This is a genomic window from Lentzea sp. NBRC 105346 (genome assembly GCF_030269605.1).
In the GTDB taxonomy this organism is placed as follows: domain Bacteria; phylum Actinomycetota; class Actinomycetes; order Mycobacteriales; family Pseudonocardiaceae; genus Lentzea.
This window is the reverse complement of record NZ_BSTQ01000005.1, coordinates 432,591-444,537: the sequence shown is the minus strand read 5'-3', so window position 1 is coordinate 444,537 and position 11,947 is coordinate 432,591. Positions and strand designations below refer to the sequence as shown.

The window sequence follows — 11,947 nt, the reverse complement described above, 5'->3', positions numbered from 1 at the left end:
CCGCATCCGAGACCCCAGGTCAAGCGAAAAGCGTGCTTGACCTGGGGTCTCGGATGCGGCAGGGCTTCGCCTGCGATGCGACGGGAGGGGCCCACCACCTGGTGGTTGTGCGCGCTGGCGCGCGCGGGGTGGGGGCTCGCTTCGCATCGCTTGTGGGAATGCCTGGTGTTGGCTGCTCGTTGATCTGTTTGTGCAGCTCACACACGTGACGTCGGCCGGTGGGGGACAGCTGGCCGTGCGTGAGGCAGGAACTTCGGACGGGCCTCCCGTGGTGTTGATCCACGGTTGGGTGCAGTCCGGTGAGGTCTGGGATCTTCCCGGCTTCCACACCTACGCGCTTGACCTGCGCGGGCACGGGCTTTCCGACGACTTCGGCGACTACCGGGACGGTGCGCAGTGGGCGGCGGACCTGAAGGCCGTGCTCGACCACACCGGGACGGCGACGGTTGTCGGCTGGTCGTATGGCGGGCTGGTGATCGCCGACTACGTGCGCCACCACGGCACCGCGAACGTCAACGCGCTGGTGCTTGTCAGCGCCATCACGGAGATTGGCCGCCGGAGGCCCGGCGGCGCTACTGGGCCGGTCATGCGGCGTGCCTTGCCGGACGCGATCACCAACGACGACGCGATGCGCGAGTTTCAGCGTGCGCAGGCGCCCGCGTTGCCTGTTGAGACGGTCGACAAGCTCACAGTCACGGCGTTGAAGGTTCCGCCTAAAGTTCGAGGTGAGCTGTTCCGCAGGGACGTGGGCAGCGCGGACGTCCTCGAGACCATCGACGTGCCGACGCTGGTGGTCCACGGCGAGGCCGACCTGGTGGTCGCCCCCGAAGCCGCCGAGTACGCGGCCGGTTTGATTCCCGGAGCCGAGTTGAGTTGGTACGCCGACACCGCGCACGTGCCGTTTCTTGAGCGGCCCGCGGAGTTCGCGCGGGATTTGGCGAGGTTCGTGTGAAGCGCGTCGCGGTGCTCAGTGTGCATACCTCGCCGCTGGAGCAGCCGGGCACGGGGGATGCGGGCGGCATGAACGTCTACATCGTGCAGACGGCTACGCGGATGGCTCGCCGGGGCGTTGAGGTCGAGATTTTCACCAGGGCTACCAGTAGTGAGTTGCCGCCGGTGGCTGAGCTCGCGCCTGGCGTGCACGTGCGGCACGTCGTCGCCGGGCCGTTCGAAGGGCTGGGCAAGGAAGAGCTGCCTGGGCAGCTTTGTGCGTTCACGGCTGGGGTTTTACGCGCCGAGGCGCATCATGAGCCTGGGTATTACGACGCGGTGCATTCGCATTACTGGCTGTCCGGACAGGTTGGCTGGCTGGCGCGCGAACGGTGGGGTGTGCCGCTCGTGCACACCGCGCACACGTTGGCCAAGGTCAAGAACCTGGCGCTGGCCGAAGGGGATACGCCTGAGCCGAGGATGCGGGTCATTGGGGAAGAGCAGGTTGTGGCCGAGTCGGATCGGCTCGTTGCGAATACCGACGTCGAGGCCGCCGAGCTGATCAAGTTGTACGACGCGGATCCCGCCAAGGTGCTTGTTGTGCCGCCTGGGGTGGACCTCGATCGGTTCACGCCCGGTGATCGAGGTTTGGCCCGCCAACGGCTTGGGCTGGCGCCCGACGCGGTTGTGATGGCGTTTGTGGGGCGTATCCAGCCGCTCAAGGCGCCGGACGTGTTGTTGCGGGCTGCGGCCGAGATGCTGGTGAGGGATCCCGGGCTGCGTGGACGGCTGCAGGTGCTCGTTGTGGGTGGGCCGTCCGGGACCGGGTTGGAGCAGCCCAAGGCGTTGGAGGAGTTGGCCGGGCAGCTCGGCATCGCGGACGTGGTGCGGTTCCTGCCGCCGCAGCCCGGGGAGGCGCTGGCGCAGGTTTATCGCGCGGCGGATCTGGTGGCTGTGCCGTCGTACAACGAGTCGTTCGGGCTGGTTGCGCTTGAGGCGCAGGCTTGTGGGACGCCCGTTGTGGCGGCCGCTGTGGGTGGGTTGCCCGTGGCGGTGCGGGACGGGGTTTCCGGGCTGCTGGTGGACGGGCACGATGCGGCTGAATGGGCGCACTCGCTCGGCCGCGTGGCGCTGCGGGCCGCTTATCGCGAGGAGCTGGCGAGCAACGCCGTCGGACATGCGCGACGCTTCTCCTGGGATCGCACGACTGATGCCCTGCTGGCGGGGTACCAAGGTGCGGCAGAGGCGTTTCGCAGGGAGGTTTTCGCTTGATCGACTCGGTCATCAAGTCCACTTTGGACGAGCGCGAGCTCAAGTACGACCGGCGGGACGAAGGAAAGTTCTTCGTCACGTTGCCGGGCACCAAGAAGCTGCAGACGAACTGCTGGCTCGTGGTGGGTCGGCACGCGCTGCTCGTCGAGGCGTTCGTGTGCCGGCGGCCGGACCAGTCGTTCGAAGAGGTCTATCGCTTCCTGTTGCGGCGTAACGCCCGGTTGTACGGCGTGCACTACACGTTGGACGCGCAGGGCGACATCTACCTCGTCGGGCGGATCGGGCTGCATGCCGTGACGCCGGACGAGCTGGACCGGGTGCTCGGGCAGGTGCTCGAGGCCGCGGACGGGGACTTCAACGCGTTGCTGGAGATCGGGTTCGCCGACGCGATCCGGCGGGAGTGGGCCTGGCGGGTCTCGCGGGGCGAGTCGCTGGCCAACCTGCAGGCGTTCGCGCATCTGGTCGATTAAGAGCCGGTCACGGAACGGGTTCGCGGGCAACGGCCTGGAGCGATCTTCCCGTCCGGACTACATGGGTAGACGTTGGTTATGGGTGGCCCTTCCGCTCGTGCTCCTCACGGGGTGCTCGGCGGAGAGCGGCTCTTCATCCGCAGGGGTGCCGGCCGTCGCGCCGGCGCAGGGGGACCGCGCCCAGGAGAACAGCGGCAACAGCAACAGCAAGGTGTCGGCCGAGCAGGTCGAACGGCAGCTGATCCGCACCGCGACCGTCGACCTGCACGTCGACGACGTCGACAAGGCGATCGCCGAGATCAAGGGGAAGGCGGCGAACGCGGGCGGGTTCTCCGGGCAGGAGAACGCCACCAAGTCGTACGCGAACGTCACGGTGAAGGTGCCGTCCAAGGAACTGGACCGGATTCTGGAGGAACTGGGGAAGGTCGGTGACGTCACGAAGCGCGAGGTGCGCAGCGAGGACGTGACCGAACAGGTTGCGGACGTCGAGGGACGGCTCGCGTCGCAGCGGGCTTCGGTGGAACGGGTGCGGGCGCTGTTCGAGAAGGCGTCGTCGACCTCGGAGATCACGCAGATCGAGGCCGAGCTCAACAAGCGGCAGCAGGAACTGGAGTCGCTGCAGCGTCGCTACGACTCGCTCAAGGGGCAGGTCGCGATGGCGACGCTGACCGTGAACGTGTCGCCGAAGGGAGCGGCTCCGCCGCCGGTCGAGGAGACCGGGTTCCTGAGCGCGCTGGCCGCCGGCTGGAACGCGCTGACGACCGGCCTCGGCTGGATCGTCATCGCCATTGGTGCCGTGTTGCCGTTCGCCGTGGTGATCGGTGGGCCCGTGTTGGCGGTGATCTTCGTCGCACGTCGCCGACGGCGTGTCACCCAGTCGAGCGAAGCGGCCTGACAGGGTTCTACTGAGAGCAACACCTTGGGGAGCGCGGGTCCGGCTCGGGAGAGAGGGGGAGTCGCATCGAGCCGGCCCGCGTCAAAGGTCCCCGCTGCGACGGACTCGTGGACGGGGGGATGCCGCGAATCCGAGCGGGTGCACGCGGTTCGACGGGGGATGACGAACCGCGTTCGGTGCCTTACGGGCCGTTTGAGTGCGTGGGAGCCGACCCGTTGAGGCCTTGCCAACCTCTCAGAAACATCGTTGCGGTTACAAGGGGTTTCATTACTCCATTCGAGTGTTCTTGCTGGCGCTAAGTAACGTCTCTGTAGCGATACCGACCGCCTTGACCGCGCCGAGTGGGCTGGATCACGATGAGCCGACCTGCAGGGTTACGGCGAGTGAGTGAGGCGGCCGCATGGTCTTTCGCAGTTCGTTCCCGGATGTCGAAATCCCCGATGTCGCGTTGCACGAGCTGCTGCTCGGCGACTTGGGTGACCGGGCGGACCGAGTTGCCTTGATCGACGGGGCGACCGGTGCGTCGCTGACCTATGGCCAGCTCGCCGCGTACGTCGACCGAATGGCCGCCGCGCTGGCCGCGCGCGGTATCGGCAAGGGCGACGTCGTCGGCATTCTGTCGCCGAACACCCCGTACTACGCGGTGGTGTTCCACGGCATCCTCAAGGCGGGCGCCACGGCCACCACGATCAACGCCCTCTACACGCCGGACGAGGTCGCGCACCAGCTGCACGACGCGGGCGCGAAGATGCTGTTCACGGTGTCCGCGCTGCTGCCGAACGCCGCGCCCGGTGCCGCGAAGGCAGGCGTCACCGACGTGTTCGTGCTCGACGAGGCCGAGGGCTACACGTCACTCAAGGAGTTGCTGAACAACGACCACCCGGTGCCTCAGGTGGAGATCGATCCCGCCGAGGATCTCGCGGTGCTGCCGTACTCGTCGGGCACGACCGCGCTGCCCAAGGGCGTGATGCTGACGCACCGCAACCTGGTCGCGAACCTCGCGCAATGCGGTCCGATCCTGAACGTCAACCAGGACACGCGCATCCTCGCCGTGCTGCCGTTCTTCCACATCTACGGCATGCAGGTGCTGATGAACAACGGCCTGTACATCGGCGCGACCGTCGTGACGATGCCGAAGTTCGACCTGCCCGAGTTCCTCCGCGTGATCCAGGACCACAAGACCGACCGCGTCTACATCGCGCCGCCGGTCGCGGTCGCGCTGGCCAAGCACCCGATCGTCGACCAGTACGACCTGTCGGCGCTGCAAACCCTGTTCTCGGGCGCCGCGCCGCTGGACGTCGAGCTGGCCGACGCGGTGAAGAAGCGCCTCGGCTGCCGGGTGGCGCAGGGCTACGGCATGACCGAGATGTCGCCGGTGTCGCACGCGATCCCGGACGACCGCGACGACATCTCCGTCGGCACGGTCGGCATGATCGTGCCGAACCTGGAGTGCCGGCTCGTCGATCCCGCCACGGGTGAAGACGTCGGCGTCGGCGAGCGCGGCGAGCTGTGGTGCAAGGGCCCGAACATCATGAAGGGCTACCTGAACAACCCCGAGGCCACGGCCGCGACGATCGACGACGACGGCTGGCTGCACACCGGTGACGTGGCGGTCATCGACGCCGAGGGCATCGTGTCGATCGTCGACCGGGTCAAGGAGCTGATCAAGTACAAGGGCTACCAGGTGCCGCCGGCCGAGCTGGAGGCCGTGCTGCTCACCCATGACGAGATCGCCGACGCGGCCGTCGTCGGGGTGCGCGACGAGGACGGCGAGGAGGTGCCCAAGGCCTTCGTGGTGCGGCAGCCGGGTTCGGAGATCACCGGCGAGGCCGTGATCGAGTTCGTCGCGGCGCATGTGGCGCCGCACAAGAAGGTTCGCGTCGTCGAGTTCATCGAGGCGATCCCGAAGTCGGCGTCCGGCAAGATCCTTCGCAAGGACCTCCGCGCCCGCGAGGCGACGAAGGCCTGACGTCTCACCGCAACAGGCTGGCCTTCATCGTGGAGGCCAGCCAGTAGCGGTAGCGGTGCTCCGGCCAGCCGAGCAGGTGGTGCAGGTGCGGTGAGCACAGGCCGACCAGGATGTCCGCGACCTCGTCCGCGGTGAAGTCCGGGCGGACCGACCCGGTGGCGATCAACGCCGACGCCAGCGTCTTCATCGTGGCGCGTTGCGCGGCCTCGCCCTCGGTGGCGATCCGGCGCATCTCCGGGTCCGTGCCCGCGCACTCGATCCCCCGCATGATCAACGCACCCGCGCGCGAGAGCAGCGACGCGGCGCCCGCGGCCGTGGTCTCGATGATGTCCGTGGCGCGCAACGGGGTGAAGACGGCACTGGCGGCGGCGCGGTCGGTGACGCGCTCCGGCCGCACGGCGAGCGCGGCGTTCAACGCCTCGCGGTACAGCGCGGCCTTCGTCGGGAAGTCGGTGTGGACGGCCTCTTCGGACACTCCCGCCGCGACCGCCACGTCCCGCACCGAGGTCGCGCCGTAACCGTTCGCGACGAACAGCCGGTGCGCTGTGTCACGCACCAGCGTGCGGGTGAGTTCGGCACTCATGAGCATGGCAGGCTAGCGGCATGGCTGTCGGAACCTTGGTGCTGCTCCGCCACGGCGAGAGCACGTGGAACGCGGAGAACCTGTTCACCGGCTGGGTGGACGTCCCACTGTCCGAGAAGGGCGAGCGGGAGGCGCGGCGCGGCGGCGAGCTGCTGCGCGAGGCCGGCGTCCTGCCGGAGCTGCTGCACACCTCGTTGCTCCGGCGGGCCATCTCGACCGCCAACCTCGCGCTCGACGTCGCGGACCGGCACTGGATCCCCGTGCGGCGCGACTGGCGGCTCAACGAGCGGCACTACGGCGCGTTGCAGGGCAAGAACAAGAAGCAGACGCTGGAGACGTACGGCGAGGAGCAGTTCATGCTCTGGCGCCGGTCCTACGACACTCCGCCGCCGCCCATCGAGCCCGGCACCGAGTTCAGTCAGGACAGTGACCCGCGCTACGCCGGCTTGGGCCCGGACCTGCCGCTCACCGAGTGCCTCAAGGACGTCGTCGACCGCATGATCCCGTACTGGGAAGAGGCGATCGTTCCCGATCTGCGCACCGGCAAGACGGTCCTCGTGGCCGCGCACGGCAACTCGCTGCGCGCGCTCGTGAAGTACCTCGACGGCATCTCCGACGCCGACATCGCGGGCCTCAACATCCCGACCGGTATTCCGCTTCGCTATGACCTCGACGAGGAATTGAAGCCCCTCAAGCCGGGCGGCGAATACCTCGATCCGGACGCCGCGAAGGACGCGATCGCGGCAGTAGCCAACCAGGGCCGCTGACGTCTTCGTCACGACCGGGTGAACACCTGCTGACCAGGGCAAGAACAACCTGGTCAGTAGGTGTCACGGCTATCACGGTTCACGCCTGCGCACTAGGCCAGGACACCTGTCGGCTGCTTACCATTCGCCTGTGACGGCTGCGGGTTTCCTCGCTGTTTCGCTGGGCGTTGCGCTCATCTGCGCGCTCGGCGGTTTTCTCGTTGGCCGATTCACGGCTCCGAGACCCGAGAAGAAGCCCGAGGGGCTGACGGTCGCGGACCTCGTGCAGCGGGTCGTCGAGGACTCCCACGACGGCATCGTCGTGCTCAACTCGTTCGGCGACGTGGTGCTGCACAACCCGCGTGCCGAGCAGCTCGGCGTCGTGCGCAACAACCGCGTGGACGACCGGGCGCGCAAGGCCGCGGAGGCGGTCCGCAGCACCAACGAGGTCGTCTTCGTCGACCTGTCGCCACTGGACGGCGTCAAGGGCCGCCAGCCCGAGGCGGTGCACGCCGAGGTCCGGTGGCTGGTCGAGGGATTCACCGTCGTGGACGCGAGCGACGAGTCCGAGGCCGTCCGGCTGGAACAGACCAGGCGCGACTTCGTGGCCAACGTCAGCCACGAGCTCAAGACCCCGGTGGGAGCGCTCGCGCTGCTCGCCGAGGCCGTGCTGGACGCGAGCGACGACCAGGAAGAGGTCCGCCGGTTCAGCGCGAAGATCATGCAGGAGGCCACCCGCCTCGGCACGCTCGTCACCGAGCTGATCGCGCTCTCGCGGTTGCAGGGCGCGGAGAAGCTGCCCGAGCTCACCGACGTCGAGGTCGACGTGGTGATCTCCGAGGCGCTCAGCCGCTCCAAGCTGGCCGCCGAGTCGGTGAACATCGACATCGCCACCGACGAGCCCAGCGGCCTGCTCGTTCCCGGTGACCGCACGCTGCTGGTCACCGCGTTGAGCAACCTGCTCGACAACGCGGTCTCCTACTCGCCGCCGGGCAGCCCGGTGAGCGTGAGCCGGCGGCTGGTGGACGGCCACGTGGAGATCGCCGTCACCGACCGCGGCATCGGCATCGCGGAGGACCAGCAGACCCGCGTCTTCGAGCGGTTCTACCGCGTCGACAAGGCCCGATCGCGCGCGACCGGTGGCACCGGTCTCGGCCTCGCGATCGTCAAGCACGTCGCCGCCAACCACGGTGGCGAAGTGAAGCTGTGGAGCCTGCCAGGAACCGGCTCCACCTTCACGTTGCGGCTGCCCGCGGCCGCCGCGCACGACCAGGACCTCGTCCCGACCGGTACGAGCGACCACGGAGGAGAACTGTGACCAGGGTGCTCATCGTGGAGGACGAGGAGTCCTTCGCCGATCCGCTGGCCTTCCTGCTGCGCAAGGAGGGGTTCACCGCCGCGCTGGCCGCGACCGGCCAGGAGGCGCTGGAGGAGTTCGACCGCAACGGCGCGGACATCGTGCTGCTCGACCTCATGCTGCCCGGCATGAGCGGCACGGACGTCTGCAAGCAGCTGCGCCAGCGGTCCGCCGTTCCGGTGATCATGGTCACCGCGCGGGACAGCGAGATCGACAAGGTCGTCGGCCTCGAGCTGGGCGCGGACGACTACGTCACCAAGCCGTACTCCGCGCGTGAGCTGATCGCGCGCATCCGGGCGGTTCTTCGCCGCGGCGGCGAGTCCGAGGATCTCCTTCCCCAGACCCTCGAGGCCGGCCCGGTGCGGATGGACGTCGAGCGGCACGTGGTGACCGTGAACGGCACGGACATCAGCCTGCCGCTCAAGGAGTTCGATCTGCTCGAGTACCTGCTGCGCAACGTCGGCCGCGTGCTGACCCGCGGGCAGTTGATCGACCGGGTGTGGGGCGCGGACTACGTCGGCGACACGAAGACGCTTGACGTGCACGTCAAGCGCCTGCGGTCGAAGATCGAGCCGGACCCCTCGACACCGAGGCACCTGGTGACCGTTCGGGGTCTGGGTTACAAGTTCGAGTCGTAACCGACACGACCGGGTACCGTTCACGCCGTGCGCCTGGGCGTTCTCGACGTGGGGTCCAATACCGTCCACCTCTTGGTGGTGGACGCGCATCGTGGTGCCCACCCGACCCCGATGAGCTCCGAGAAGACCGTGCTGCGGCTCGCCGAGCAGCTCAACTCCGACGGTGAGGTCACCAAGGCGGGCGCGGACCAGCTGGTCCGCGCCGTCGCGGCGGCCAAGTCGTCGGCGAAGAAGCTCGGCTGCGAGGACCTGATGGCGTTCGCGACGTCGGCGGTCCGCGAGGCGAGCAACTCCCCGGACGTGCTGGAGCGGGTCCGCAAGGAGACCGGCGTCGACCTGGAGGTGCTCTCCGGTGAGGACGAGGCGCGGTTCACGTTCCTCGCCGTGCGCCGGTGGTACGGCTGGTCCGCGGGTCGGCTGCTCTGCCTCGACATCGGCGGCGGCTCGCTGGAGATCGGGATGGGCGTGGACGAGGAGCCCGAGCTCGCGTTCTCCGTCCCGCTCGGCGCGGGCCGGCTCACCCGATCGAGGTTTCGCAAGGATCCGCCGGGCCGGACCGCCGTCCGCGAGACGACGGAGTGGCTCGCCGACCAGCTGTCCCCGGTCGCCCGCAAGATCAAACGGGCCGGTGAACCTGATCGGGTGGTGGCAACGTCGAAGACATTCCGTACGCTTGCCCGGCTCACCGGTGCGGCGCCTTCATCGGCCGGACCACGAGCCCGTCGCGTGCTCACCGACGCGGGCCTGCGGCAGTTGATCGCCTTCATCTCCCGGATGTCGGCGAACGACCTGGCCGAGCTCGAAGGCGTGAGCCCGTCGCGTGCACACCAGCTGGTCGCGGGCGCATTGGTCGCGGAAGCGACGATGCGAGCCCTGTCACTCACGCAGTTGGAGATTTGCCCCTGGGCACTGCGGGAAGGTGTCATCCTTCGACGGCTGGACCACACTAACGGCACGGACCGGAGCGATACTGGACGGACTGGCCAGCACGGGGCACGGTGGAGTTGATGAGTCGAGAGAGCGGATCGGAGCACACGCAGCGCACGGTCGCGGAGTTGCTCGCCCAGTACGGCGGCAGCCCGGACGGTGCGCCTCGTCGGCGACGCCGCCGTGCGGCCGATGACGACGAGTCGCCCGAGACCGCTCCGCAGACGATCATCGAGCGGGTGCTGTCCGACAGCGGGCGGCTCATGCCGGTCCGCGACGAGCCCCAGGTCGAGGCGCCCAAGCCTCCGCCGCCTGTTGCTCCTCCCGCTGCCGCTCCGCCTGCTCCACCGCGGCCGGCACCGCCTCGGCGCCCCGCGCCACCCGCGCCCGGTTTCCAGCCGGCGCCGCAGGTGCGTAGACCGGGCCCGGCCGAGGAGACCCGGCAGGTACCGCAGTTCCAGGAGGGTCCGTCCAGAACGGACGTTCCGCGCCCCGACCCGGCCGAGACCAGGGTCGACCCGATCAAGGCGCGCCTCGACCCGGCGCCGCCGCAGCAGTCCCGTCCGGACCTGCCGCGCCCCGAGGCGTCGCGCCCGAACATCGCCCGGCCGGTTCCGCCGGCGGCTCCCCCTCGGGAGGCGATGACCGAGCAGCTCCCGCGCATCCCGGCGAAGGCGCCGGTCGACCAGATCGCGTCCCTGGAGACCGAGTCGGTCCTGATCGTCCCGCCCGCGCCGCCGAAGCTGCCGGAGCCGCTGGCCGGTCAGTCCCCCGAGGACTGGTTCGGCGACGACGACGAGCCGCAGCCGATGGAGCACACCCAGGCGCACCCCGGCCCGTACGTCGACGACGAAGACGACGACTACGCCGACAACTACCAGCCGAACTACGCGCGGGAAGAGGACTACCTCTCCGACGACGAGGAGCCCGCGGGCCTGTCCGACGCCGACGAGCTGGACGCCGAGGAGTCCGAGCCCCGGTCCGCCGGCAAGGAGTGGCTGGTCATGATCGGCCAGCTCGCCGTCGGCGTGCTCGGCGGCGCGGTCCTGTGGCTGGCGTTCAACTGGCTGTGGCGCGCGATACCCGTGGCGGCACTCGTCGTGGCGCTGGCCGTTACCGTTGGACTCGTGCTCTTGGTCCGGAAGATCCGCCGTGCGGACGACATGCAGACAACGATTCTCGCGGTGCTGGTCGGCCTGATCGTCACCGTTTCGCCAGCGGCCATGCTGCTGGTGAAGAGTTGACCGCCCGTATCCCGGTCGGGCTGTCCACGGCGTCGGTGTACCCGCAGCCCGCCGGTGCCGCGTTCGAGATGGCCGCCGAGCTGGGCTTCGACGGTGTAGAGCTGATGGTGTGGGCGGACCCGGTGTCGCAGGACATCCGGGCCATCGACCGGCTCTCCAACCGCAGCGGCATGCCTGTGCTGGCCGTGCACGCGCCCTGTCTGCTGATCTCGCAGCGCGTCTGGTCGCCCGATCCGGTGGAACGGCTGCGGCGCAGCGTCCGGGCCGCCGGTGATCTCGGTGCGCGGACGGTCGTGCTGCACCCGCCGTTCCGCTGGCAACGCCGGTACGCCGACGGCTTCCAGTCGCTGATCGCGGAGCTGGAGGACGCCTCCGGGATCGACATCGCGGTCGAGAACATGTTCCCCGTACGCCGGCCGCTGGGCCGCGGCCGTTCCGTCGAGGTGTCGGCTTTCCGACCGTCGATCGACCCCACGGACGTCGGGCACGCGCACTACACGCTGGACCTCTCCCACGCCGCCGCCGCGCACGTCGACGCCATCGAGCTGGCCAAGCGGATGGGCGACGGGCTGACGCACATCCACCTCGCCGACGGTTCTGGTGCGCCCAAGGACGAGCACCTCGTGCCGGGGCGCGGGTCTCAGCCGTGTGCCGAGCTGTGCGAGACGCTGGCGCGGGGCGGGTTCGACGGCCAGGTCGTGCTGGAGATCAACACGCGGCGGGCGGGCAGTCCGGACGCGCGGGCCGAGATGCTGGCCGAGGCCCTGCTGTTCTCCCGCCTGCACCTCGACTGGCCAGTCGAGGCCTGATCCCCGCGCGAGTCTTACGCTCCAGCCCCCTGCGTCTCTTACGTTCCGGCTCGCTTCGGCGTGCGGGAACGTAAGACACAAGGGGTCGGAAGGTAAGACACGCGGGG

General features: G+C 69.0%; 12 protein-coding genes. 11 read left to right on the top strand and 1 reads right to left on the bottom strand.

The window, feature by feature from the left end:
* Positions 1 to 190: 190 nt before the first annotated feature.
* From QSK35_RS14370 to QSK35_RS14350, 5 genes are all read left to right on the top strand, one after another.
* Positions 191 to 952: an alpha/beta fold hydrolase gene (locus QSK35_RS14370; protein WP_285746092.1), complete on the top strand. Its 762-nt coding sequence runs from the start codon at positions 191 to 193 to the stop codon at positions 950 to 952.
* A complete protein-coding gene (gene mshA / locus QSK35_RS14365; protein ID WP_285746090.1) occupies positions 949 to 2,202 on the top strand; it encodes a D-inositol-3-phosphate glycosyltransferase in 1,254 nt (417 codons plus the stop codon). The genes QSK35_RS14370 and mshA overlap by 4 nt, the downstream gene beginning before the upstream one ends.
* Positions 2,199 to 2,672, top strand: coding sequence for a type III secretion system chaperone family protein (locus QSK35_RS14360; RefSeq protein WP_285746089.1), 474 nt, complete (start codon positions 2,199 to 2,201; stop codon positions 2,670 to 2,672). The genes mshA and QSK35_RS14360 overlap by 4 nt, the downstream gene beginning before the upstream one ends.
* Positions 2,673 to 2,754: 82 nt before the next feature.
* The gene (locus QSK35_RS14355; RefSeq protein ID WP_285746087.1) at positions 2,755 to 3,567 is read left to right on the top strand and encodes a DUF4349 domain-containing protein; all 813 of its coding nucleotides are present in this window, start codon (positions 2,755 to 2,757) and stop codon (positions 3,565 to 3,567) included.
* A gap of 400 nt (positions 3,568 to 3,967) precedes the next feature.
* Complete coding sequence (locus QSK35_RS14350) at positions 3,968 to 5,536, top strand: 4-coumarate--CoA ligase family protein (protein WP_285746085.1); 1,569 nt, start codon at positions 3,968 to 3,970, stop codon at positions 5,534 to 5,536.
* Positions 5,537 to 5,540: 4 nt separating this feature from the next.
* On the opposite strand, the gene QSK35_RS14345 is transcribed toward QSK35_RS14350, so the two are convergent.
* Complete coding sequence (locus QSK35_RS14345) at positions 5,541 to 6,119, bottom strand: TetR/AcrR family transcriptional regulator (RefSeq protein ID WP_285746083.1); 579 nt, start codon at positions 6,117 to 6,119, stop codon at positions 5,541 to 5,543.
* Positions 6,120 to 6,139: 20 nt separating this feature from the next.
* Between QSK35_RS14345 and QSK35_RS14340 the strand changes: the two genes are divergently transcribed.
* From QSK35_RS14340 to QSK35_RS14315, 6 genes are all read left to right on the top strand, one after another.
* Complete coding sequence (locus tag QSK35_RS14340) at positions 6,140 to 6,886, top strand: phosphoglyceromutase (protein WP_285746081.1); 747 nt, start codon at positions 6,140 to 6,142, stop codon at positions 6,884 to 6,886.
* A 130-nt stretch (positions 6,887 to 7,016) separates the two neighbouring features.
* Positions 7,017 to 8,183 (top strand): sensor histidine kinase, encoded by a 1,167-nt coding sequence (locus tag QSK35_RS14335; RefSeq protein ID WP_285746079.1) that lies wholly within the window; start codon positions 7,017 to 7,019, stop codon positions 8,181 to 8,183.
* Positions 8,180 to 8,860: a response regulator gene (locus tag QSK35_RS14330; RefSeq protein WP_285746077.1), complete on the top strand. Its 681-nt coding sequence runs from the start codon at positions 8,180 to 8,182 to the stop codon at positions 8,858 to 8,860. Before QSK35_RS14335 ends, QSK35_RS14330 begins: the two co-directional genes overlap by 4 nt.
* Positions 8,861 to 8,887: 27 nt before the next feature.
* Positions 8,888 to 9,868, top strand: coding sequence for a Ppx/GppA family phosphatase (locus QSK35_RS14325; protein ID WP_285746075.1), 981 nt, complete (start codon positions 8,888 to 8,890; stop codon positions 9,866 to 9,868).
* Entirely contained in the window at positions 9,868 to 11,031 is a 1,164-nt protein-coding gene (locus tag QSK35_RS14320) for an Rv0497 family membrane protein (RefSeq protein WP_285746074.1), read from the top strand. The genes QSK35_RS14325 and QSK35_RS14320 overlap by 1 nt, the downstream gene beginning before the upstream one ends.
* A complete protein-coding gene (locus QSK35_RS14315) occupies positions 11,028 to 11,840 on the top strand; it encodes a sugar phosphate isomerase/epimerase family protein (RefSeq protein WP_285746072.1) in 813 nt (270 codons plus the stop codon). The genes QSK35_RS14320 and QSK35_RS14315 overlap by 4 nt, the downstream gene beginning before the upstream one ends.
* The last annotated feature ends 107 nt before the right edge of the window (positions 11,841 to 11,947 follow it).